This window comes from Thalassorhabdomicrobium marinisediminis, from assembly GCF_003072065.1.
Lineage (GTDB): Bacteria > Pseudomonadota > Alphaproteobacteria > Rhodobacterales > Rhodobacteraceae > Octadecabacter > Octadecabacter marinisediminis.
In genome coordinates, this window is sequence record NZ_QCYG01000007.1 from 246,413 (window position 1) to 269,839 (window position 23,427).

General features: G+C 64.2%; 23 protein-coding genes. 7 read left to right on the forward strand and 16 right to left on the reverse strand.

Features of this window, described 5'->3' with window-relative positions; genetic code table 11:
• Position 1: 1 nt before the first annotated feature.
• Entirely contained in the window at positions 2-229 is a 228-nt protein-coding gene (locus DC363_RS12565; protein ID WP_108641503.1) for a ribbon-helix-helix domain-containing protein, read from the forward strand.
• Here DC363_RS12565 and DC363_RS16865 read toward each other — a convergent pair.
• The 4 genes from DC363_RS16865 to DC363_RS12580 all read right to left on the reverse strand — a co-directional run bounded on the left by DC363_RS16865 (position 217) and on the right by DC363_RS12580 (position 4,260).
• Positions 217-492: a hypothetical protein gene (locus DC363_RS16865; protein WP_158270873.1), complete on the reverse strand. Its 276-nt coding sequence runs from the start codon at positions 490-492 to the stop codon at positions 217-219. The two genes, DC363_RS12565 and DC363_RS16865, sit on opposite strands and share 13 nt — an antisense overlap.
• A 261-nt stretch (positions 493-753) precedes the next feature.
• Entirely contained in the window at positions 754-2,103 is a 1,350-nt protein-coding gene (locus DC363_RS12570; RefSeq protein ID WP_108641504.1) for a cytochrome P450, read from the reverse strand.
• Positions 2,100-3,401, reverse strand: a complete 1,302-nt coding sequence (locus tag DC363_RS12575; protein ID WP_108641547.1) for an alpha/beta hydrolase family protein — start codon at positions 3,399-3,401, stop codon at positions 2,100-2,102. The genes DC363_RS12570 and DC363_RS12575 overlap by 4 nt, the downstream gene beginning before the upstream one ends.
• Before the next feature lie 103 nt (positions 3,402-3,504).
• A complete protein-coding gene (locus DC363_RS12580) occupies positions 3,505-4,260 on the reverse strand; it encodes a cytochrome c biogenesis CcdA family protein (protein ID WP_108641505.1) in 756 nt (251 codons plus the stop codon).
• Between the two features lie 103 nt (positions 4,261-4,363).
• On the opposite strand from DC363_RS12580, the gene DC363_RS12585 reads away from it, so the two are divergent.
• A complete protein-coding gene (locus tag DC363_RS12585) occupies positions 4,364-4,582 on the forward strand; it encodes a sulfurtransferase TusA family protein (protein ID WP_108641548.1) in 219 nt (72 codons plus the stop codon).
• A 110-nt stretch (positions 4,583-4,692) separates the two neighbouring features.
• Here the strand turns inward: DC363_RS12585 and DC363_RS12590 are convergent, their stop codons facing one another.
• The 7 genes from DC363_RS12590 to purC all read right to left on the reverse strand — a co-directional run bounded on the left by DC363_RS12590 (position 4,693) and on the right by purC (position 13,733).
• The gene (locus DC363_RS12590) at positions 4,693-7,617 is read right to left on the reverse strand and encodes a ribonuclease E/G (RefSeq protein WP_108641506.1); all 2,925 of its coding nucleotides are present in this window, start codon (positions 7,615-7,617) and stop codon (positions 4,693-4,695) included.
• A gap of 461 nt (positions 7,618-8,078) precedes the next feature.
• Positions 8,079-8,882: an endonuclease/exonuclease/phosphatase family protein gene (locus DC363_RS12595; RefSeq protein WP_146180785.1), complete on the reverse strand. Its 804-nt coding sequence runs from the start codon at positions 8,880-8,882 to the stop codon at positions 8,079-8,081.
• A gap of 4 nt (positions 8,883-8,886) precedes the next feature.
• The gene (locus DC363_RS12600) at positions 8,887-10,218 is read right to left on the reverse strand and encodes a sigma-54-dependent transcriptional regulator (RefSeq protein WP_108641508.1); all 1,332 of its coding nucleotides are present in this window, start codon (positions 10,216-10,218) and stop codon (positions 8,887-8,889) included.
• 6 nt (positions 10,219-10,224) lie between these two features.
• On the reverse strand, positions 10,225-11,961 hold the full coding sequence (locus DC363_RS12605; RefSeq protein WP_241962997.1) for an ATP-binding protein: 1,737 nt from the start codon (positions 11,959-11,961) through the stop codon (positions 10,225-10,227).
• A gap of 66 nt (positions 11,962-12,027) precedes the next feature.
• The gene (purQ, locus tag DC363_RS12610) at positions 12,028-12,696 is read right to left on the reverse strand and encodes a phosphoribosylformylglycinamidine synthase subunit PurQ (RefSeq protein WP_108641509.1); all 669 of its coding nucleotides are present in this window, start codon (positions 12,694-12,696) and stop codon (positions 12,028-12,030) included.
• Positions 12,693-12,923 (reverse strand): phosphoribosylformylglycinamidine synthase subunit PurS, encoded by a 231-nt coding sequence (purS, locus tag DC363_RS12615; protein WP_108641510.1) that lies wholly within the window; start codon positions 12,921-12,923, stop codon positions 12,693-12,695. The genes purQ and purS overlap by 4 nt, the downstream gene beginning before the upstream one ends.
• A gap of 48 nt (positions 12,924-12,971) precedes the next feature.
• Complete coding sequence (gene purC, locus DC363_RS12620; RefSeq protein ID WP_108641511.1) at positions 12,972-13,733, reverse strand: phosphoribosylaminoimidazolesuccinocarboxamide synthase; 762 nt, start codon at positions 13,731-13,733, stop codon at positions 12,972-12,974.
• A gap of 148 nt (positions 13,734-13,881) precedes the next feature.
• Between purC and DC363_RS12625 the strand changes: the two genes are divergently transcribed.
• From DC363_RS12625 to bmt, 3 genes are all read left to right on the forward strand, one after another.
• A complete protein-coding gene (locus DC363_RS12625) occupies positions 13,882-14,196 on the forward strand; it encodes a DUF1476 domain-containing protein (RefSeq protein ID WP_108641512.1) in 315 nt (104 codons plus the stop codon).
• A gap of 151 nt (positions 14,197-14,347) precedes the next feature.
• Positions 14,348-16,324, forward strand: a complete 1,977-nt coding sequence (locus tag DC363_RS12630) for a phosphatidylglycerol lysyltransferase domain-containing protein (protein WP_108641513.1) — start codon at positions 14,348-14,350, stop codon at positions 16,322-16,324.
• On the forward strand, positions 16,215-17,228 hold the full coding sequence (gene bmt, locus DC363_RS12635) for a betaine--homocysteine S-methyltransferase (RefSeq protein ID WP_108641514.1): 1,014 nt from the start codon (positions 16,215-16,217) through the stop codon (positions 17,226-17,228). Before DC363_RS12630 ends, bmt begins: the two co-directional genes overlap by 110 nt.
• A gap of 13 nt (positions 17,229-17,241) precedes the next feature.
• On the opposite strand, the gene DC363_RS12640 is transcribed toward bmt, so the two are convergent.
• A complete protein-coding gene (locus tag DC363_RS12640; protein ID WP_108641515.1) occupies positions 17,242-18,321 on the reverse strand; it encodes a PA0069 family radical SAM protein in 1,080 nt (359 codons plus the stop codon).
• Positions 18,322-18,490: 169 nt separating this feature from the next.
• On the opposite strand from DC363_RS12640, the gene DC363_RS12645 reads away from it, so the two are divergent.
• The gene (locus DC363_RS12645) at positions 18,491-19,195 is read left to right on the forward strand and encodes a corrinoid protein (RefSeq protein WP_108641516.1); all 705 of its coding nucleotides are present in this window, start codon (positions 18,491-18,493) and stop codon (positions 19,193-19,195) included.
• Positions 19,196-19,232: 37 nt separating this feature from the next.
• Positions 19,233-19,862 carry a DUF1638 domain-containing protein gene (locus DC363_RS12650; RefSeq protein WP_108641517.1) on the forward strand — a complete coding sequence of 210 codons (630 nt, stop codon included), beginning with the start codon at positions 19,233-19,235 and terminating at the stop codon, positions 19,860-19,862.
• Positions 19,863-19,915: 53 nt separating this feature from the next.
• On the opposite strand, the gene DC363_RS12655 is transcribed toward DC363_RS12650, so the two are convergent.
• The 4 genes from DC363_RS12655 to purM all read right to left on the reverse strand — a co-directional run bounded on the left by DC363_RS12655 (position 19,916) and on the right by purM (position 23,226).
• Positions 19,916-20,317, reverse strand: a complete 402-nt coding sequence (locus tag DC363_RS12655) for a SufE family protein (protein WP_108641518.1) — start codon at positions 20,315-20,317, stop codon at positions 19,916-19,918.
• A gap of 15 nt (positions 20,318-20,332) precedes the next feature.
• Positions 20,333-21,493, reverse strand: coding sequence for a ribonuclease D (rnd, locus tag DC363_RS12660; protein WP_108641519.1), 1,161 nt, complete (start codon positions 21,491-21,493; stop codon positions 20,333-20,335).
• A 93-nt stretch (positions 21,494-21,586) separates the two neighbouring features.
• Positions 21,587-22,177 carry a phosphoribosylglycinamide formyltransferase gene (purN, locus tag DC363_RS12665; protein ID WP_108641520.1) on the reverse strand — a complete coding sequence of 197 codons (591 nt, stop codon included), beginning with the start codon at positions 22,175-22,177 and terminating at the stop codon, positions 21,587-21,589.
• The gene (gene purM / locus DC363_RS12670) at positions 22,174-23,226 is read right to left on the reverse strand and encodes a phosphoribosylformylglycinamidine cyclo-ligase (RefSeq protein WP_108641521.1); all 1,053 of its coding nucleotides are present in this window, start codon (positions 23,224-23,226) and stop codon (positions 22,174-22,176) included. The genes purN and purM overlap by 4 nt, the downstream gene beginning before the upstream one ends.
• Between the last annotated feature and the right edge of the window lie 201 nt (positions 23,227-23,427).

The window sequence follows — 23,427 nt, forward strand, 5'->3', positions numbered from 1 at the left end:
CGTGGTCGGGTCTGCGCGCCCAGAGAAACACTCTCTGACCCTGCGCGGGCACCGCACGTCGGTCTCGCTCGAGCCCGAGTTCTGGGCTGCGTTCCGAAAAATCGCCGCAGCCCGTGATCAGACGATCAACGGGCTGGCCATCGAGATTGACGAAGCGCGGGGCGATGTCGGGCTGGCTTCGGCCATTCGGGTCTTCGTGCTGAAAACTCTGACCGATCAGGTGCCGTAAAGCGCTGCGCGCACGCGGTCCAGCATTTCGGTATCGTGCTGTTCGACCTCGGTCAGGATCTGCCGGTCCATTTCCTTTTCGCGCAGTCTTTCCCGGCGCAGCTGGTTTTCGGTCTGCGGCACAAGCGGCGGGGCCATGGGGGCCCGTTGCGGTGGCAAGGGCCGGACCTCGGGAAACTCCGGAGAAGAAAACACGGACCGCACCCGACGCAGGACGCTGTCGATCACAGGAAGAGCAAAAAGATTTGGCTTCGCAAATGTCATGTCCACGACCCTCATGAAGCCCCCACAGCGTCAAATTAGCCGATACCGTGGCAGGTAGGAATAGGGCGATATCGACATATTTCCCCCGACGGACTGCTGCCGATGTCGTAACAATTTGATTCTAATCAGCAACTTCCGAAACCCCACGCCACGTTTTCGCCGCGTTTTATAAAACGGACGCGGAGGGGTGTTGAGAGAAGCGGAACAGCCCCGCAAAACGGTCAATATTGTCCCGAAGAGATGAACAATCAGATGATTCGTTCAGGCCCGTTCCGAGACCTTCAACCAGATGCCATCGCGGGCGCGGACGGTCAGGTGGGCGACCGGCACCGGCTCCCGTTCGGTCACCTCGAACCGGAAACGACGCAACAGCATGGCCAGCAGAAGCGGCCCCTCCACCATGGCGAAGCCCGCACCGGGGCACACCCGCGGCCCCGAAGAGAACGGGATATAGGCGTCGCGCTGGCAGGCCTTGCCGTTCTCGGTTGCCCAGCGACCGGGGTCGAAGGCGTCGGGATTGTCCCAAAGGCGACCGTGCCGGTGCAGGTGCCACGGCGACAGCACAATCTGGCTGCCCTTGGACACGTCGCGGGCGCGGAAACATTCAGGCTGCACCGTTTCGCGCACCATCATCGGCACCGGCGGATAAAGCCGCAGCGCCTCACGGAACACATCTCGGGCAGAGCGCAGCTTTGACATGCTTGAGAAGTCCGGCGTCAGCGCCTGTGCCTCGTCGGCGATCTTGTCCTGCCACTCAGGCGAGAGCGCGATGAGATAAAGCGCCCAGGCCAGCGCCGAGGCGCTCGTCTCATGACCGGCGAGAAAGAAGATCGCCACCTGATCGACCATTTCTTCGGTGGTGAAGGTCCGCCCCGAGACCGGGTCGGCAGTGGTCATGATCTTGGTCGCCAGATCGTCGGGCGCCTGCCCTGCGGTAATCTGGCGCATACGCGCTTCGGTGAGTTGTTCGATCAGGGCGCGAATGTCACGCGCGGTGGTCTTGGTGGCGCGGCTGAAAAAGCGCGGCATCCACGCCGGGCCGCGCACGAAAGCGCCAAGGTTCAGGATCGGCTGGCTGCGCTGGTGGTCGCGGAACCTCTCGAAGACGGCGCTGGCGGTCTGATCCTCGATCGGGATCGAGAACAGCGTGCGAAAGATCACGTCGGCGGCGGCGTGGCTCGTCTCGGGTTCGATGTCCAGCGCGCCGGTGCGCGTCGCCAGCCGGGACACCGCAGCCTCGCCCGCGGCATACATCGCGCCATAGGTGTCGCGCAGGCGCCCGCCCTCGAACGCGGGGTCGATGATGCGCCGCTGGCGCTTCCACGTCTCACCGTTCGTCAGGAACACCGAACGGCCCAACAGCGGCCGCAGCCCCGCGCCGATGCGGTCGGACTTGGGGAAGTCGTCTGGGCGGTCCTTCAGGACCGTCTTCACCAGCGCCGGATCATTGGCCAGGTAGCTGCGAAAGAACGGGGTGCGGAATTCGGCCATCCACGCACGATAAAGCTTCGCCGGTTGCGCCGAGAGAATATCCCGGCGGAACAACTGCATATACCGCCAGAGCGAGACTTTGTCAGGGCGGGCGGCGGGCTTGGGGGGCTGGGGGCTCATACCTCCATACTGGTATATTTCGACGCGGGCACGTCAATGCGCGAATTCGAGGGGGCGCGCCCCGCGAAACGCTCGGCCAGCGTCAGCGGCCCGGCCGTGATGCGGAAATAGTCGTAGTCCCCCACCCGGTCGAAGGCACAAAGATACTGGAAATGCAGGCGAAAGAACTTCCAGCGCAGCTCGGCCCAGCGGGCGGGGCTGAGCGTCTGGGTGAACGCGGCCGAGATCACCAGCGGCCATTTCTGCCCCTCGGGCGCGACACCGGACACCGCCACCGGATCGCACAGCGCGAAGGCGCAGCCATCGCCGGGAGCGGTCACGTCCACCCAAGCGAGCTCATCACGGGTCGACAGATAGTGCAGATCGGCCCGCAGGCGGTCGGCGTCGGGCAGGAAGCTGACCATCGGCACCACCTGCCCCAGACTCAGGAACCCCAGCGCCGGACCATCCTTCGGCACGCCCCCCTCGCGGATCAGGTCCGCCAGCACCGACACCGCCAGATGCGCGCCCGAGGAATGGCCGACGACCAGAACCTCGTCCACGTCACTCTCCAGCGCGGCGGCGATGGCGGCGCGAAAGGTGGCCATGCGCGCCTCAAGCTCGGGCGGGTTGGCACCCTTGCTGCGGGCCGAGAAGGCGTAATCGTGCATCAGGTAATAGGCGTAAAGCTTGCCGTCTTTCTTTTTGAACCACCGCAGCACAGACCAGACGATCCAGCCGCCGAAGGCCCAACTCAGCACCGTCCGCGCGGCAAGGAACACCGAGTAATCATAGCGCGGCCCCGCCCCGTCCCCCAGCAGTCCGATCAGGCCACGCGCCCCGAGGGTCATCCCGTAGCCCAGCAAGCGCCCGCCCAGAACGGCCAGCGCGATGGCCACGAGAAGTTGCAGCAAGAGCATCCCCACGGGATAAAGCGCGGCGATCACCGGCCCCTTGCGCAGCCACATCAGCCGTCGCAGCGCGCCGCTGGCGATATAGGTCCAGGCGGTCTGGAGCAGTTGCAGATAGGTGGCGGGGATCGAGGACGCCATGGACGAGCGGACGATGTCCGACCAGACCAGCACCTCGATCTCGGCGTCGGTGGACGTCTGGTCCATCCGCGCTTCGACGCGCCAGCCGTAGTGATCCCCCGTTTTCGGAGCGATCCCGATCTCATAGCCCGAAATCTGCGCCTGTTCCTGCGACTCCCGGCGATAAAGTTCACGGTAGCGGCGCGGGTGGATCGGATCATAGCCGGGGATGTAGAACACGCGCCGACGGCGGACCCGCCGAGGCTTTGCCTGTTCCTGATCTGTCATTGCCGGATCGTGATCCACTGCCCGCGCCCTTTCCTGCCTTTCCCTGGCCCTGCCTAGCAGGGGAACAGGGCAAAATTAAGAAAATGATGCGCGCGCGGGCGGGTCAGCCGAAGGCGGCAAGGAACGGCAGGGCTTCCAGCAGCCAGAAGGCGAAGACGGTCAGATAGCCCGTGGCCATGGCCAGCCCGACGACGACCAGCAACACGCCGGAGGTTTTCTCGATCACCCCCATGTTGCGTTTCATCCAGGCCATCGGGCGCTTCATCTGCGGGAAGAACGCGGCCACCAGAAGGAACGGAACCCCCAGCCCGAGCGCGTAGATCCCCAACAGGAAAATGCCCTTGCCGATTTCCGCCTGACTTCCCGCAAGGCTGAGGATCGCGCTCAGGATCGGGCCGAGACAGGGCGTCCAACCGAAAGCGAAGGCCAGCCCAAGAAAGTAAGCGCCAAAGGCCGAGCCCCCCTGATCGCCCGCTTCCACGCGCACTTCACGGTCCAGAAAGCCAATCCGGAACAGGCCGAGGAAATGCAGACCGAAGATCACCACGACGATGCCCGCCGCAGTCTCAAGATAGGGCCGATAGGAGGCGAACGCCCGCCCCAAAGCCGAGGCCCCGGCCCCGAGGATCAGGAACACGGTGCTCAGCCCCAGCACGAAGAACACCGCCGCCAGCACCGCCCGCCGCCGTGCCGCGCGGTCGCCCTCCATCTCGGTGACGCTCACCCCGCCCATATAGGCCAGATAGGGCGGCACGATGGGCAGAACGCAGGGGCTCAGAAAGGACAGGATCCCGGCGGAAAAGGCGATCATCAGGGCGGGCAACATGGCCGCGGCGAGGAAGGTTTCAGTCTCGAACATGGCCTCCTCATATCGGGGGTTCGGGGCGGCGTCACGGCACAGATTGTCACATCCTTGTTGAATGCTGTTTCATTCCCGCGCGGGGTGCGGCAAATCTGGTGTCATGGATGTGATCGACGCCCGAGGATTGATGTGCCCCCTGCCCGTTTTGCGGCTTGGCAAAGCGCTGCGCGCGGTGGCGCCGGGGACGCGGGTGACGCTCTGGGCCGACGATCCGGTGGCCGTGCTGGACATTCCGCATTTCTGCGCCGAAGCCGGACACACGCTTCTGTCGCAAAGCGACGAAGGCCCGCATCAGATCTATGTTATCGAACGTCACTAACGCCTGACGATCTTGAAGCCAGCTCAACGAAAAGCCGCCCTGCTTTCACAAGGCGGCCTTGTTTTCAATGTCTTACCAAGTGATCCTAAGGCTTCACTTTAATCTGCAGACTAGCGTCCGAGCGACCACCAGCCACGTTTCTTCGGCTTGTCGTCTTCGGCGGTCTCAGCCGGTTGCGGAGCGGGGTCCGCTTCGACCTGAGGCTTCGACGTGGTCTTGCGCCGCCGCTTGGGCTTTTCCGCCGGGGCGTCCTCCGGCTTGGCTTCGGACTCCTCCGTAGTGACCACCGGAACCTCGGTCGTCTCGGCGGCAACCTCGGCCTTGTCGCTGGCCTCCTCCGGAGAGGCTGCGGCGGGCTTTTTACGGCTGCGGCTGCGCTTGGGCTTCTCCGCGACCTCCTCCGCCTTGGCTGCTGCCGGCGCTTCTTCGGTCACGGGTGCAGCCTCGGCTGGCGTCTCCGTCGCCTCTGGCGCGGCATCTGCAACCGGCTCATCGGCCTTCTTGCGGCGGGTCCGGGTGCGCTTGGGCTTCTCGGCCGGAGTCTCGGAAGCCTCAGGCTCTGCTGCTGTCTCGGTCTTGGCGTCCCCATCGGACGCCGCAGCAGGTGCGTCTTCCGCAGTCCCCTCGGAGGCCGTGTCGGCTTTCTTGCGACGGGTGCGGGTGCGCTTCGGCTTCGGCGCATCCTCGGTCGATGCGTCCGCAGCCTCGGCCTGGGCGTCGGGCGTGCTGTCCGGTGTCGGCGCAGCCTCGGGCGTGTCGTCCGAGGACTGATCGCCGTTCGCAGCGCGGTCTTCACCGTTCTGCTGCGCCTCGGCCCCGTTCTCGCCGTTGCCGTTGCGACGACGACGACGACGGCGACGGCGCTTTTTGGTCGGAGCCTCGCCTTCGGTCGCCTCGGGCGCAGGCGCGGAAGCCTCTTGCGTCTCGGCTTCTTCCACCGTCTCCTCGACGTTGGCCATCACCGCCATATCCGACGAAATCACGTCCGACGTGTCGACCTCGGCCACCAAACGGGTCGCGGTCTTGAACTTCTCGATGGCGTAATCGGGCGAGACCATCGAAGGGTCGCCTTCGATCCGCACGCTCAACCCATAGCGCGCTTCGATCTGGGCCACGTGCTCACGCTTCTGGTTCATCATGAAGTTGGCGATGGCGATGGGTGCCTTGACCAGAACTTCCTTGCAGCGTCCGCGCACACCCTCTTCATCGAGCTGGCGCAGGATGCCCAAGGCCACGTTGTCGTCCGAGCGCAACAGCCCCGTGCCGTGACAATGCGGGCACATCTGCGTGGTGGATTCCAGCATCCCCGGACGCAAACGCTGACGCGACATTTCCATCAGCCCGAAGCCGGAAATCCGGCCCACCTGAATGCGCGCGCGGTCGGTCTTGAGCTTGTCCTTCATGCGCTTCTCGACGGCGGCGTTGTTCTTGCGCTCGTCCATGTCGATGAAGTCGATGACGATCAGGCCCGCAAGGTCGCGCAGGCGCAACTGCCGCGCCACTTCTTCCGCAGCCTCAAGGTTGGTCTTGAGCGCGGTCTGCTCAATCGAGCCTTCCTTGGTGGCCCGACCGGAGTTCACGTCAATCGCGACCAAGGCTTCCGTCACGCCGATCACGATATAGCCGCCCGAGGGCAGTTGCACCGTCGGGTTGAACATGCCGTTGAGGTAGCTTTCCACCTGATGACGGGCATAAAGCGGCATGGGGTCGGTGTAGCGCTTCACGTTCTTGGCGTGCGACGGCATGATCATCTTCATGAAGTCCTTGGCCGTGCGATAGCCCGTTTCCCCCTCGACGATCACCTCGTCGATTTCCTTGCTGTAGAGATCGCGGATCGACCGTTTGATGAGGTTACCCTCTTCATAGATCTGGCTTGGCGCGGTCGATTTCAGCGTCAGCTCGCGGATCTGCTCCCACAGGCGCTGCAGGTATTCATAGTCGCGCTTGATCTCGGTCTTGGTGCGCTGGCTTCCGGCGGTGCGGATGATCAGGCCCGCGCCTTCGGGCACGGTCAGATCGTTGGCAATCGCCTTGAGCTTCTTGCGGTCGGCGGCGTTGGTGATCTTGCGAGAGATGCCACCACCGCGCGCGGTGTTCGGCATCAGCACGCAGTAGCGCCCGGCGAGCGACAGATAGGTCGTCAGTGCAGCGCCCTTGTTGCCGCGTTCCTCTTTCACGACCTGAATCAGCAGAATCTGGCGAACCTTGATGACTTCCTGAATCTTGTAGCGCTTGGGACGCGGCTTGCGGCGTGGGCGCAGATCGGCGGTCTCATCCTCGTCGGCGACGCTTTCGATCGTGTCGTCCTTCTCGGAGGCTTTCGAGTGTTCGATCGGCGCGGAGTCGTCGTCGTCATCGGAGCCGTTCTGCCCGTCGCCATTCTGGTCGTCGCCTTTCTGGTCGTCGTTGGTCTGGTTGTCGTCGCTGTTCGCGTTCGCATCACCTTCCACGTCCGCCGCCGTGTCGTCGGCGTCGTCGTTAGTCGGCGTGTCGACCGGCGTCTCACCCACGGTCTCCATGGGCGAGGATCCTTCCTCACCGTCGATGTCGATCGTCTCCATCCCGGCGATGTCGGCGCTTGTCTCGGCAGAGCCTTTCGCGCCCTCATCCGTGTCGCTGCCGGCGTCAACCTCGGCCGTGGTGACCGGATCCTGCGACTCCGTCGTGGCCGCTTTGGTTTTGCGGCGCGAACGGCTGCGCTTGGGCTTTTCGGCTTCAGCCTCGGCTTCGGCCTTCATCGCTTCGGCGTAGGCCTTCTCTTCGGCGATCAGCGCTTCGCGGTCGGCGACGGGAATCTGGTAGTAATCGGGGTGGATTTCGTTGAACGCCAGAAATCCGTGGCGGTTGCCGCCATAGTCGACGAACGCCGCCTGCAGCGACGGTTCAACCCGTGTTACCTTTGCAAGATAGATGTTGCCCGCAAGCTGGCGGCGCGATTGGGTTTCGAAGTCGAATTCCTCGACCTTGTTTCCGTCAACCACCACAACGCGGGTTTCTTCCGCATGGGTGGCGTCGATAAGCATTTTCTTAGCCATATTGTCCTGTTGCACGACAAAGGGTTGGCCCCATCAGGTGGAACCGCCAACGGTCTGTCATGTCCAATAAAAGCGTGGCGCCCAACAGCGGAACGGGCGGACATGTCATGCCCCCCTGTTCGCATCGTTGTATCTGTTGCGCGATCCATCGCGTTGATCTCCGACCACGTCGAAACGTGGCCCGTTCAAGGCCCCAGCGATCAAGGGTGTCCATCACCGCCGAGGGCTGTTCATCTGGCCCCGCATGGGGGACCACATCCTTCGGTCTGCGATGGGGATGACGGGGTCCGATGGACCGTGCGTCACTGCGACCAACCGCAGAAAAACTCACCGGGATTTTGCGCATAGCGTCATGGCAACCGCCCGTAACCCCTACATAGGGGAGGATGGGTGCAATTTACAACGTCAAAGTGCGTCGAAGTGCAAATAGCGGTGGTATGCGGGAAAGCTTGTGGGGCCGCTCAGACCTCAAGGATCAGCGGGCGGTGATCGGACACCACGGGATCGGCGGGGCAGTCGAAGCGTTTCACCTCGATGCTGCGCGACACCAGCATGTAGCTGCCGTGCCGCTGGGGCTTGCCGTAAAGCGAGGTTCGGGTGGCCTTGTCGCCTACAAGATCCCGCAGGCCCCAGTCTTGCAGGACGCGCAGGGTCTCGCTGTTCGGGCGCACGTTGAAATCGCCGGACAGCACGACGTCGTCGCCGGAGGTTGCGATCTGGTCGAGCAGCGAGAGCGCCTGTCGCGCCTGCTGCGCGCGGGCGGGCGTGTCTGCCATGTCATCCGCGCCCTCGCCGTCCTGCAATCCATGGAAATGCGCCACCGTGATCGGTCGGGCGCGGCCCGCCAGACGCAGGCGGCTGGCCTGAAAGCCGCAGGGCAGCGGCGCGTCCCCCCAGCCATCGGCGCGAAAGGCCCCGTGCACGAAACCGTCAAGCCGGGTTTCGACCGTCAGCCCGGGCGCGATCCACTGGGCAAGACCATAAGCAGACGGGTAGCTGCGCCCGCCATTGTCACTCATCGGGCCTTCGCAGGCCGCGTGAAACTGCGCCGTGTAGCCGGGCAGCCGTCCGGAAATATCGGCCACGAGGTTCGAGCGCTGGTTGAGACTGCGAAAAGCGTCGCGATAGTTCAACCACGGCGGACTGGGCACCTTGGGCTGGGTGACGCCTTGCAAGGACAGAACGTCAGCCCGCACCAACCCGGCCCAGCCCCCCAGCGCGGGCCACACCTGCCCGCCGGACGCATTCAGACTAACAATACGCATGGGATCAGAGGTAATCGGACCGTTGCAGGCCGTATTTCGCCATCTTCTCGTTCAGGGTGCGCCGTGGCAGGCACAGCTCCTCCATGACGTTGACGATAGAGCCCTTGTGCCGGCGCATGGTGTTGTCGATCAGCATCCGCTCAAAGGCTTCCACGAATTCCTTCAGCGGCTTGCCTTCGGTCGTCATGGCGGGCTGGCTGTCGTCATCCTCGGTCATCAGCAGCGAGGCGATGGTACCCGAGCCGCGCCGGTTCTGCAGCACCGCCCGTTCGGCCACATTGTAAAGCTGGCGCACGTTTCCGGGCCAAGGGGCCTGCAGCAGTTGCGCGGCTTCCTGGGCGCTGACCTCGGGCGCATCGCAGCCGTATTCTTCGGCAAATTGCTCGCTCAGACGCGTAAACAGGGTCAGGATATCTTCCCCCCGGTTGCGCAGCGGTGGCACGGTCATGCGCAGGGCGGCCAAGCGGTAGAACAGATCGTTGCGCAACACGCTTTCGCAGGTCTTGCCCTCATCCTGCAGGTTGCAGATCGCCACGATGCGGGTCTCGGCCGGGGTGCCCTGCTCATTGATCGCGGTCAGAAGCCGCGCCTGATTGGTCTCGGAGAGGGCTTCGATATCCTCAAGCACCAGCGTGCCGCCCCGCGCCTCTTCGATGGCGGGGATCGGATCGTCCTGATCCGCGGGCCCGAACAGCCGCTTGGACAGCGCCTCATCCTCATAGGCGGAACAGGAGATCAGCACGAATTTCTTGTTGGCCCGGGCCCCCACCGCATGCAGCGCGTGGGCGACCAGCGTCTTGCCGGTCCCGGTCTCACCCTCGATCAAAACGTGGCCGTCGGCCTGCCCCAAATCAAGAATATCCTCTTTCAGGCGCTCCATCACCGGCGACGCGCCGATGAGCTTTTTCATCAGCGCCCCGCCGTCAGAGAGCTCGCGCCGCAGCTCGCGGCTATCAAGCGTCATCCGCCGCGCGAGCGTGGCTTTCTTGGCAAGCTCGGTCATGCGGTCGGGGTTGAACGGCTTTTCAAGGAAATCAAAGGCCCCGATCCGCATCGCCTCAACCGCCATGGGCACATCGCCGTGACCGGTGATCATGATCACCGGCAATGAGGAATCGACGCCCTTGAGCTTCTTAAGAAACTGCATCCCGTCCATGCCGGGCATCTTGATGTCGCTCACGACGATGCCGGGATAATCCTGGCCCAACCCCTTGAGCGCCTCTTCCGCGCTGGGAAAGGTCTCGGTGTCGTAGCCGCTCAGCGCCAGCCACTGGCTGATCGACTGTCGCATGTCCTGTTCGTCATCAACGATGGCGATTTTCATTGCCTGAGCCATTGCGTGTTACTCCGCTGCTTCTGTGTCTGCGTTCAATATGGGCAGTTCGACCTCGAATACAGCCCCGCCCCCAACCGCATTACGTCCGGTGAGCCGTCCGCCGAAGTCGTTTACGATCCCCGACGAGATGGCAAGCCCCAAGCCGGTGCCGTCGCCGGGCTGCTTGGTGGTGTAGAACGGCTCAAACAGTTCATCGAGTTCATCGATGCCGGTGCCGTTGTCGCGCACGGTCAGACGCACCACGTTGCCCTGTGCGAGAAGTATATCAATCCGCGGGTCCGTTGTCATCTTGGTGGCGTCCAGCGCGTTGCGCAGCAGGTTGATGATCACCTGCTCAAGCCGCATCCGGTCGCCGAAGATCATCACCGGCCGATCCGGCAAGGTGCGCGAAATCGCGACCTGACGTTGGCGCAATTGCGGCTCCATCATCGACAGTGAAGAGAGCACCGCCTCTTTGACATCAACGGGTTCAAGGCTGTCGGCGCCTTTGCGCGCGTAGGATTTGAGCTGCTTGGTGATTGCGCCCATCCGCTCGATCAGCCCGTCGATCCGCGCCACGGCGACCACCGCTTCGTCCGGCCGCTCGCGGCTGATGAGAAGCCGCGCGCCGGCCAGATAGGTCTTCATCGCGGCCAGCGGCTGGTTCAATTCATGGCTGACGGCCGCTGACATTTCGCCTAAAGCGGCAAGCTTGCTGGTCTGCGCCACGGTCTGCTCGGCCACCTCGAGGTCCTTTTCTACCTTCTGGCGCTCGGCGATTTCCCGCTGTAGGCGGTTGTTCAACTGGCGAAGCTCTGCCGATTCCCGCTGGAACATGCGTGCCGCCAGATTGGACCGGCGCGACAGGAACCAGAACAGACCTGCCAACAGGATCGCGAATCCCATGATTTCGAGCGCAAGGATCGAATTGACCCGTTCGCGCACAGACTGGAAGGTGGTGAAACTGACGACGCGCCAGCCCTGAAACGGCACGCGCACCTCCTGCCGCATCACCCCGTCGCCACGCAGGTAAGCATCGATAGGCAGCGCCGACCAGTCGGGCGTGCCGCGCAGGGCGCGCTCGATGGCCGACTGCGGCTCCAGCAGGGCCACGGCTTCTTCCTCGGTCCGGCCCCGCCAGCGCGGCTCGGTCGCAAGGATCGCGCGGCCGGTGCTGTCCAGCACCATCACCGCATCGGAAATCCCAGCCCAGGACCGTTCGAGCTTCGCCAGATCCACGCCCACAGAGACCACGCCGATCCCCAGACCCCCGTCCTCAATCCGGCGCGAATAGGTGAAGTCGAAGCCGCCCTCGTTGCGGTCGTCCACCGTGAAGGTCGTGATATTGGAGCGCAGCGCCTCGACAAAGGAGCGCTGATGCCGCCGGTTTTCCCCCAGTCGTTCCCGGTCGGTCGCGGCCACCACGCGCCCATCGGTGTCCATCAGCAATAAGGACGCCGCGCCGATCTCATCGACAAAGGACAAAAGCCGCGCGGTCGACTGGGTGAAATCGCCCGAATTGAGCGCACCGATCAGCGCCGGATCCCGCGCCAGCAGTTGCGGCACGATAGAGTTGCGCTGCAATTCGCTGAGCAGGTTGGCGGAATAGAGCGCCAGACGCACCTCGGCTCCGCCCCGCGTGCGCTCGGTGAAGCGCTCGGTCAACAAGGCGTTAGAGCTATAGACGACCACACAGGCGAGCAGAACCAGCGCACCCACAAGGATGCGCGTCCACCAGACGACGGAAATGCGCGCTGCGTTCAAAAATAACCCCCAAGGTTGCTGCGCTGTAATCTAGCGCGCAACCCCGGCGGCGTCCATCGACAGGCGCTAGGCGGTGGCGAGCTGCCCCACCAGACCGGCGAAAAGACGCTGACCATCAGTTGAGCCATGGGCCTCGTCCACGGCGCGCTCGGGATGGGGCATCATGCCCAGTACCCGCCCGTTGGCCGAAAGGATCCCGGCGATGTCGTTGCGGCTGCCGTTGAGGTGTTCAGCATAGCTGAAGGCGATCCGCCCCGTGTCCTGCAACCGCGCGAGCGTGGCGTCGTCGGCAAAGTAATTCCCGTCATGGTGCGCGACGGGCACCGACAGGATATCGCCTTGGACATAGGTGTCGGTAAAGGCGCTCTGCGTGGTTTCGACCCGCAGGGGCACGGTCTTGCAGACGAACTTCAGCCCCGCGTTGCGCAGCAGCGCACCGGGCAACAGCCCCGTCTCGGTCAGCACCTGAAAGCCGTTGCAGACGCCCAACACATAGCCGCCACGCTCTGCATGGGCGACGATGGCGCGGCAGATCGGCGAATTGGCGGCAATCGCGCCGCAGCGCAGATAATCCCCGAAGGAGAACCCGCCCGGAATGGCAACAAGATCGACGTCGCCGGGCAGCGCATCGTCCTTGTGCCAGATCACATCGACATCCGCGCCCGCTTGCCGCAGGGCGACCGCCATGTCCCGGTCGCAGTTGGACCCGGGAAACTGGATCACCGCGGCCTTCATGGCATCTCGATCCGGTAGCTTTCGATCACCGTATTGGCGAGCAGCTTTTCGCACATCTCGCCCACCTGCGCCTCGGTCGTCCCGTCGGCCAGATCCAGCTCGATCACCTTGCCCTGACGGACCCCTTCGACCCCGTCAAACCCCAGCGCCCCCAGCGCGTGTTTCACGGCCGCCCCCTGGGGGTCCAGAACGCCGTCCTTCAACATCACGTGCACACGGGCTTTCATATCGCTGTTCCTGTCTTCATCTGACCAAATAAACTCAATTCCGACGGCTCAGTTGATAAGCGTCGGCTTCTGCATGGGGGCCGCGTTCTGCGGCATGACCCCAAGACGTTTGGCCACCTCGGTATAGGCATCGGCCAGATCACCCAGATCGCGCCGGAACACATCCTTGTCCAGCTTGCGCCCGGTCTCCATGTCCCACAGGCGGCAGCTGTCGGGGCTGATCTCGTCGGCGACGATCAGACGCATGAACTCGTTGTCCCAGACGCGGCCGATCTCGATCTTGAAATCCACCAGCTGGATGCCAACCCCGTGCATCACGCCGGACATGAAATCGTTCACCCGCAGAGCCAGCGCCACCATGTCGTCAAGGTCCTGCTGGCTCGCCCAACCGAAGGCGATGATGTATTCTTCGGGCACCAGCGGGTCGCCCAGACTGTCATCCTTGTAGCTGAATTCGACGATGGGGCGCGGCAGCGGCGTGCCCTCCTCCATGCCCAGCCGTTTCGCCATCGAGCCGGCCGCAAAGTTGCGCACGATCACCTCAAGCGGGATGATCTCGACTTGGCGGATCAACTGTTCGCGCATGTTCAGCCGTTTGATGAAATGGGTCGGCACGCCGATCCGCATCAGACCGTTCATGAAAAACTCGGACAGGCGGTTGTTCAACACGCCCTTGCCGTCGATCACGTCCTTCTTCTCTGCGTTGAACGCGGTGGCGTCATCCTTGAAATACTGGATCAGGGTGCCCGGTTCGGTGCCTTCATACAGGATTTTCGCCTTGCCTTCATAGACCAGTTTGCGACGTGCCATGCTGTCTCCTTTGCGGGCGCTGCGCCTTGGACGTCAAAGCCACCATCGCCCCGCTTGCGCGCGTCATAAGCCAAGCCCCCCTTGCGGGCAAGCGCAACGAGGGGCATATCTGGACCGGAACAGCCACGAACCTGCAAGGAACAGCCCGATGTCCACTTTTGACGACCGCGAACACGCTTTTGAGGCGAAATTCGCCCATGACGCAGAGATGCAGTTTCGCGCCGAAGCGCGGCGCAACAAGCTTCTGGGCCTCTGGGCGGCCGATCTGCTGGACAAGTCCGGCGCCGAGGCCGAAGCCTATGCGCAAGAGGTCGTAAAAGCGGACTTCGAGGAAGCGGGGGACGAGGATGTCTATCGCAAGCTGTCCGGCGACATCGGCCACCTCAAGAGCGAGGCAGAGATCCGCACCAAGATGGCCGAACTGATGAAGCAGGCCAAGGCGCAACTGCTCGACGAAGCCTGAGACGGCGTCGAACGGACCGGAACTTCGAAAAAATTCTAGACATCTATGAAGGCCGGGGCGGCAAAATCGCCCCGGCCTTTACATTTGCAGAACCCTTGAACGCTAGGACACCCCCGCGGGCATTGGCCCGCTACGGGAGGTGGACAGCCAAATGACAACACAAGCCCCAGTCGCGATACCGCGCCCGCACGATCTGCGCCCTGCCCGCCTTGGGCGGCTGATCCCGCCGCTTGCGCTGCTTGTGTTCGGCGCGCTGTTCCTGCGCTCCGTGGCCGATCTGGGCCCGGCCGAGGTTCTTGAGGCGATCACGGGGATCACCCCCGGACAATGGGCGCTGGCGCTGATCTGCACCGCTTTGAGTTTCTGCGCCGTGGGGCAATATGACCTATCGGTGCATCGCGCCCTGGGCACCGGGCAGGACACAGGCCGGGCGCGGGCCGCCGGGGTGCGGGCCATCGCGCTGTCGCAGGCTCTGGGCTTCGGGGTCGTGACCGGCGCGCTCGTCCGCTGGCGTTGCCTGCCCGATCTTAGCGTCGCAAGCGCCCTGCGCCTGTCTTGCGCGGTCAGCCTGTCGTTTCTGGCGGCACTTGCGGTTTTGACCGCTCTGGTTTTGCTCTGGGTCGACCTACCGGCGCTTGACGACGCGCTCACGCCCATGACCGGGCTGGCGCTGGGTGGCCTCGCGCTCGGCGTGTCGGTTTTGATCGCCAAAGGGGCCAAACGGTTCGGGCTGGCCGCCGTCGCGGTCACGCCACGGCGGGTTGGTGCTCTGATGATCGCCTGCGCGCTCGACACCGGGTTTGCGGCGGGCGCGCTCTGGGTGCTTTGGCCCGGGGCTGTGGGCTTTGACGCGCTGTTTGCCGCCTACCTGCTGGCCCTCGGGGCGGGGCTTGTCTCGAACTCCCCCGGAGGCATGGGCGCTTTCGATCTGACCTTGCTGGCCCTCCTGCCCGCCTCTGACGGCCCCGCAGCGCTCGCCGCCCTGCTGGCGTTCCGTATTGTTTACTATGCAGCTCCGGCGACGCTCTCGCTCGTCACTCTGCTGCACCCGTCGCCCCGCGCCAAGCCCGCAGCGGCAACGGTTCCCGACCACCCCGAAGCCGCATTGCGCCATCAGGACGCCCGGGTGATCCCCCATCCAGCCGCCCCCCTGCTGACCCTGCCGTGTTGGGGCGCGGGGGCCGTGCTGGGCGACCTGCCCGCCGGACTGGAGCTTTCCGATTTGGGCCGCGCCCGCCCCGTCGCACTTTACAAATGCGGGCCCGAACAGGCGGCACAGGCCCGCCGCGCGGGCTGGGCCGTGCTGCGCATCGCGCAAGAGGCGACCCTGACCCCCGCCACCTGGAGCGCCGAGCGTCCGGCCTGCCGCCAGTTGCGCCGCGCCTTGCGCCAGTTCGCACACTCCGGCTTGCATATCGCGGAATGCACCGACCCCGAAACCCTGCGCCCGGTCGCGGCAGATTGGGCGGCGGCCCACGGGGGCGAACGCGGGCTGTCCATGGGGCGCTATTGTCCCGACTATCTGCGCCGCCAGCGGGTCTTCGCGGCCTATGATGGCCAGACGCCCTGCGCCTTCGTGAGCTTTCATTGCGGGCGGGTCTGGACCCTTGACCTTATGCGGCACCGGAGCGACCTGCCCCATGGCACGATGCAGGCGCTTGTCTGCGCCGCGATCGCAGCCGCCCGCGCCGACGGGGCCTGTCGTCTGTCCCTTGCCGCGGTGCCGGATGTCGACCCTGCGGCCCCCTTTGCGCAGCGTGTCACGGCCTCGGGTCAGGGATTGCGGCGCTTCAAGGCCGCTTTCGGCCCCGTTTGGCAGCCGCGCTATCTTTGCGCGCCGGGCAAAGTCCGCCTTGCCCTGACGGCTGCAACTCTGGCCCACCGCATCCGCGCGCGCGCCCGCCAAGCCCCCGTCTTCCGGCAAGATCGCGACGTTCACAGGTTTGTTGAAGATTATTCATTTGCACCCGAGCCGACCCCGTGCGAAGCGCACTCAACCGAAACCGGAGCCCTACGCCATGACAAACGCCCTTACCGAACTGCTGAAAACGCGCGATTGGTTGCTCGCCGATGGGGCGACCGGCACGACCCTGTTCAACATGGGGCTGCAGTCCGGCGACGCGCCTGAGTTCTGGAACTTCGAACACCGCGACCGCATCACCGCGCTGTATCAAGGCGCGGTCGACGCAGGGTCGGACATTTTTCTGACCAATTCCTTTGGCGGCAATGCCTCACGCCTCAAGCTGCACGGCGGGCAGGACCGCGTGCACGAGATCAACAAGGCCGCTGCCGAGATCGCCCGCGAAGTGGCCGACAAGGCCCCGCGTAAGGTCGTGGTCGCCGGATCGGTCGGCCCCACCGGCGACATCATGGTGCCGATGGGCTCGCTCACCCACGAAAACGCGGTCGAAATGTTCCACGAACAGGCCGAAGGGCTGAAGGCCGGGGGCGCTGACATCCTTTGGGTGGAAACCATCAGCGCCGGTGAGGAATTCCGCGCCGCGGCCGAGGCCTTTGCGCTGGCCGACATGCCCTGGTGCGGCACCATGAGCTTCGACACCGCCGGGCGCACGATGATGGGCCTGACCAGCGCCGATCTGGTCAAGCTGGTGGGCAAGTTGCAGCACGCGCCGCTAGCCTTCGGGGCGAACTGCGGCGTGGGCGCATCGGACCTGCTGCGCACGATCCTTGGCTTCAAGGCCGCGGGCCCCGATCAGCCGGTGATTGCCAAGGGCAACGCGGGCATTCCCAAATACGTTGATGGCCACATCCACTATGACGGCACGCCAGAGCTGATGGCCGAATATGCCTGCCTGGCCCGCGACAGCGGCGCCACGATCATCGGCGGGTGCTGCGGCACCACGCCCGAGCACCTGCGTTCCATGCGCGAAGCCCTTGAGACACGCCCCAAAGGCACGCCGCCCACGCTCGACAACATCACCGAAGCCCTTGGCGGGTTCTCGTCCGCGTCGGACGGCACCGGCGACGATGGCCCCAAGCGCAGCCCGCGTCGGGGCCGCCGGCGCGCCTGATCCGGGCGGGCCGCTAGAACAGGCTCAGTTGATCCCCCACCCGCGGCGGCGGGCGGAACAGATCGCAGCGCAGCGGCGGCAGCCTATCCGCCAGACCAAGCCGTTTGCGCGCGATCCGCAACCGCGCCTGCATCTGCTGCGCCCAGACCCCCTGCCCGGTCATCCGCGTTCCGAAGTCAGCCTCATAAAGCTTGCCGCCATGCAGCTCGCGCACACGGTTGAGGACGCGTTCGGCCCGGTCGGGAAAATGTACATGCAGCCATTCCTGAAACAGGGGCGCGACCTCGGCCGGAAGGCGCAGCATCAAGGACGTGGCCGCCCGCGCGCCCGCATCCCGCCCGGCTTGCAGAATCCCCTCAAGCTCGTGATCGGTCAGCGCGGGCACCAGCGGCGAGGCCATGATCCGCACCGGAACACCGGCCGCCGCCAACCGTTCGATCACCTGCAGCCGCCGCGCCGGAGACGGCACCCGCGGCTCCATCAGGCGCGACACCTTCGGATCAAGCGTGGTGACCGAAATCCCGACCGTCGCCAGATTGTCCTTCGCCATCGCCGCCAGAATATCGATGTCCCGTTCGATCAAGGTGCCCTTTGTGACAATACTCACCGGATGCCGGAAGTCCTGCAACACCCCCAGCAAGCGGCGCATGATCTCGTGCTCTTTTTCGATGGGCTGGTAGGGATCGGTATAGGTGCCGATGGCCAGTGTCGCAGGCCGGTAGTGGCGTTTGCGCAACTCTTCCGCAAGCACCTGCGGCGCGGTGGGCCGCGCAACCAGACGGCTTTCGAAATCCTGACCGGGCGACAGGCCCAACCAGGCGTGGCCCGGGCGCGCGAAACAATAGACGCAGCCATGCTCACACCCGCGGTAGGGATTGACCGACCGGTCAAAAGGCACATCGGGCGAGGTATTGCGCGAGATCACCTTGCGCGGCGCCTCCACCGCAACCTCGGTGCGCAACATCCCCTCAACCGGCGCCTCCCAGCCGTCATCGACCGCCACCCGCGCATAGGGCTCGAACCGGCTGACCGCATTGCTCACCGCGCCGCGGCCCCGCGCCTCTCCCCGCCGAAGATCATGAAGTTCGGACATGGCATCCTGTATAGAACAAATAGGGAACAAGTGAACCCCCTTCACGATCTTTCAGCGAAGTATTCATTTGCATACGGGTCGCTCGACAGGCACTCAGTGTCGCAATCGGTCCAGACCCCGTGCGACAAACGGGCGCTAATGGACGAAAGACCAGAGAAGGGTTGGCGCCATGTCCGACGAAGAAGACGACATCATCCTGAGTGAGCTGAACGACGAAGACCTTGTCGCCCAGATGTTCGACGACCTTTACGACGGCCTCAAGGAGGAGATCGAGGAAGGCGTCAACATCCTGCTTGAACGCGGGTGGGAGCCTTACGACATTCTCACCAAGGCGCTGGTGGGGGGCATGACCATCGTCGGCCACGACTTCCGCGACGGGATCTTGTTCGTGCCGGAAGTGCTGCTGGCGGCCAATGCGATGAAGGGCGGCATGGCGATCCTCAAGCCGCTGCTGGCCGAAACCGGCGCCCCGCGCGTGGGCAAGATGGTGATCGGCACGGTCAAGGGCGACATCCACGACATCGGCAAGAACCTCGTCTCGATGATGATGGAGGGCGCGGGCTTCGAAGTGGTCGATCTGGGCATCAACAACGCGGTTGAATCCTACCTTGAAGCGCTCAAGACCGAAGAGCCCGACATTCTGGGCATGTCCGCGCTGCTCACCACCACGATGCCCTATATGAAGGTCGTGATCGACACGATGATCGAACAGGGCGTGCGCGACGATTACACCGTTCTGGTGGGCGGTGCCCCGCTGAACGAGGAGTTCGGCAAGGCGATCGGCGCGGACGCCTATTGCCGCGATGCCGCCGTGGCGGTGGAAACCGCAAAATCGTTCATGGCCCGCAAGCACAACCAGGGTGCGACCGCTTAAGACCCCGACCGGTCGCATCCCCAGCCCGGACAATATCATGGAAACGGATGATCGAACCCTGACCGAAAAGGGCCTCGCCCCCAAGGGTCAGGGTCGCATCCTGCTGCTGGCCTGCGGGGCGCTCGCGCGGGAAATTTTGGACCTGATCAAGGCCAACGGCTGGAGCCACATGGACCTGCACTGCCTGCCCGCGATCCTGCACGTGCGCCCCGAACGGATCCCCGATGCAGTCGAGGCGGCGATCCTAAGACACCGGGCCGATTATGACGAGATCTTCGTCGTCTATGCCGATTGCGGCACCGGGGGCCGGCTGGCGGCCCTGTGCGCGCGGCTCGGGGTGGAAATGGTTGCAGGCCCCCATTGCTATTCCTTTTTCGAAGGTAACGCCGCCTTCGCGGAAAAAGATGAGGTCGATTGCTTCTACCTGACCGATTTCCTCGTCCGGCAGTTCGAGTCCTTCATCGTCAAACCGCTGGGCCTCGACCGCCATCCGGACCTGCTCGAGATGTACTTCGGCAATTACAGAACGCTGGTCTATCAGGCGCAGACCGACGACCCGGCGCTCACGGAAAAAGCCAAGGCCCATGCGGCCTATCTGGGCCTTGCGTTTGAGCGTCGTCTGACCGGCTACGGTGAGCTTGCCACCACGCTCGAAACCCTGCGCTAGACCGGCCCTTCTCTGGTTCACTAATACCTGAAATCCGACGCCGCGACGGGCGCTCAGGCGGCGGAGGCCTGAATCCGTTCCACCATGGCGCGCAACCCGTTGGAGCGCTGCGACGACAGATGATCGTTCAAGCCCAGACGCTCAAGCTCGTGGCGTGCGTCGACCGCGGGCACCTCGGCCACCGGTAGCCCGTTGTAGAGCGCCTGCAGGATTGCAATCAACCCGCTGACGATCATCGCATCGCTCGCGCCCTTGAAGGTGAACACGCCGTTGTCGATCTGGGGTAGCAGCCAGACCTGCGACGCGCAGCCCTCCACCTTGGTCGCGGGCACGCGGGCGGCTTCGTCCAGAGGCTCCATGTCGCGCCCCAGCTCGATCACATGGGCGTAGCGATCTTCCCAGTCGTCGAGGAATTCAAAGGTTTCTACAATCTCTTCAAAGGCTTCCGTGGCCATCTTCACCCTCTCCGCTCAACTGATTTCGAATGTGACGACCTTTTCGCCCTTCACAGCAAGGCCGATTTGACCGTCGCACAGGCGCAGGGCATCGGCGCCGAACACCTCTTTGCGCCAGCCGCGCAGCGCGGGCACGTCCCGCATCCCGCCGGCCAATGCATCAAGGTCCGAGCTTGTGGCGATCAGCTTCTGTGCCACGTTTTTCTCATCCGCCTTGGCCTTCAACAGAACCCGCAAAAGGTCCGCCAGTGCCGGATTGACCTGCAACTTCTCGCGGCGCGGGTCGGTCTTGGGCTGGTCCTCCGGCGCCACCTCCTGCCCGGCTTTCACGGCCGCCAGAATGCCCTGTGCGATGTCGCCCTTGCGGGCCTCACGCAGCAGCAGACGCGAGCGACCCAGATCCTTCTCGCTCGCCGGTTTGGTCGAGGCGATCTCGATCATCGCGTCGTCCTTGAACACGCGGTTGCGCGGGATGTTGCGGGCTTGCGCATAGGCTTCGCGAAAGCGCGCCAACTCGCGCACGATCGACAGGAACTTGCCCGAGCTTGTGCGTGTCTTGACCCGTTTCCAGGCGTCCGCCGGATCGGTCTGATAGGTCGCTGGATCGTTCAGCACGGCCATTTCCTCGGCCACCCATTTTTTACGTCCGGTCTTTTCCAGCTGTGCTGCGAGGTATTCGTAAATCACCCGCAGATGGGTCACATCGGCCAGCGCATAGGCCTTTTGCGCATCGGACAGGGGGCGGCGCGACCAGTCGGTGAAGCGCGACGACTTGTCCACGCTGGCCTTGGCGATCTTGCGCACAAGCGTCTCATACCCCGCCTGCTCGCCGAACCCGCAGACCATGGCGGCGACCTGGGTGTCGAACAGCGGCGCGGGGATGATGCCCCGGTCCACGTAGAAAATCTCAAGATCCTGACGGGCGGCGTGGAACACCTTGACGACGCCCGCATCCTCGAACAGCGCATAAAGCGGATCAAGGTCCAGCCCCTCTGCCAAGGGATCGACCAGAACCGCATCATCGTTCCCGTCCCCGTTATACGCGAGCTGGATCAAACACAGCTTGGAATAATAGGTCCGTTCCCGCAGGAATTCGGTGTCGACGGTCACATAGGGATGTTTGGCGGCTTCGGCGCAGAACGCCGCGAGGTCTGGGGTCGTTGTAATTGTTTTCATAACGTCTCTTGTCTGGGGAAGCACGTTGCCCGGGCGCGGGCGGGCCCTCTTTCGGTTCTGTCTAAGCCAGCGCGAAGCGGATGGAAAGCACCCCTACGGGATCAGAACCGGCGTCCGGTCGCCGCGGGCGAAGCGGCGCAACACCGCTGGATAAAGTGCGTGTTCCAGCGGAAGGAGCCGCGCGGCCAGCGTGTCTGCCGTATCCTCGGGCCCGATGTCCAACCGCGCCTGACCAAGGATCGGGCCATCGTCCAGCGCGGCCGTCACCTCATGCACGGTGCAGCCGTGGACGGCGTCGCCCGCGTCCAGCGCGCGGCGATGGGTGTGCAGCCCTTTGTATTTCGGCAACAACGACGGGTGAATGTTCAGCATCCGCCCCTCAAAGCGCTGCACGAAACCGGCGCTTAGCACCCGCATGAAGCCCGCAAGGCAGATGATGTCGGGCTGCGCCGCTTCAAGTATCGCGAGAAGTTCACCCTCGAACCCCTTGCGATCATTTGGAAATTCCTTGTGATCGACCGCCGCGACCGCAAGACCCATGTCGCGCGCGCGCGCCAAGCCGCCCGCCTTCGGGTCGTTGGACAAGACCAGCACCGGTCGTGCCGGATGATCGCCGGTCATGCTCTGGGCCAGCGCCACCATGTTCGACCCGCCACCCGAAATCAGGATGGCGACCCGTTTCACAACAGCGCCCCGGTGTAGCGCACGCCGCTGCCATTGGTGACGGTGCCGATCTGTGTCACATCGTGGCCCGCGTCGGTAAAGGCCGCGCGCACGGCGTCCACCTCGCCCGGAGCAACGACAGCGACCATGCCCAGACCGCAGTTGAAGGTTTTGAGCATTTCCGCCTGATCCAACCCGCCCTCAGCCGCGAGCCAGCCGAACACCGGGGGCAGCGCCCAGGAAGACAGGTCGATCTGCGCGCCCAGCCCTTCGGGCAACACGCGGGGCAGATTTTCGGTCAAGCCGCCGCCGGTGATATGCGCCAGACCGTGCACGGCTCCGGGAATCGCGACCGCCGCCACGGCGCCTTTGACATAAAGCGTGGTCGGGGCGAGCAACGCCTCGCCTAATGTACCTGCACCGAAGGGCGACGGGGCATCCCAGCCCAAGCCCGAGCGCTCGACGATCTTGCGGACCAGCGAATAACCGTTGGAGTGAACACCACTCGACGCCAGCCCAAGCAACACGTCACCCTCGGCCACGTTCGCGGGCAGCTCTCCACCGCGTTCCATCGCGCCCACGCTGAAGCCCGCAAGGTCGAAATCACCCTCGGGATACATGCCCGGCATCTCCGCCGTCTCGCCGCCGATCAGCGCACAGCCCGAAAGCTCGCAGCCTTTCGCGATGCCGTTGATGATCCGCGTGGCCACGTCGAGCTCAAGCTTGCCGGTGGCGAAATAATCCAGAAAGAACAACGGCTCGGCCCCTTGGCAGACCAGATCGTTGACGCACATGGCGACCAGATCGATGCCCACCTCGTCCACCAGCCCGGTGTCGATGGCGATCCGCAGCTTGGTTCCCACGCCATCGGTCGCCGCCACGAGGATCGGATCGTCGTATCCCGCGCCCTTGAGGTCGAATAAGGCGCCGAAGCCGCCCAACCCGGCCATCACGCCGGGGCGGCGCGTGCGTTTCGCGGCCGGTTTGATCCGTTCGACCAGACTGTTGCCCGCGTCGATATCGACGCCCGCATCCGCATAGGTCAAACCCGTTCTTTCTGAAGTGGTCATCGGCTGTATCCCCGCACTGTCCCGTGCCCGCGCGATACCCCATCGCCCGCGACGCATCAACCGAAGCTTGACAGCAGGTGACGCAAAATCCCACCCTTTCCGGGCAATGGAGCAGGTCCTTAAAATTCTGTCGCGCGGGCTGGGCTTTGAAGACATCCTAGCGGCGTCATGATCTATCCCCTTTTCCTCCAGCAGGCGCTG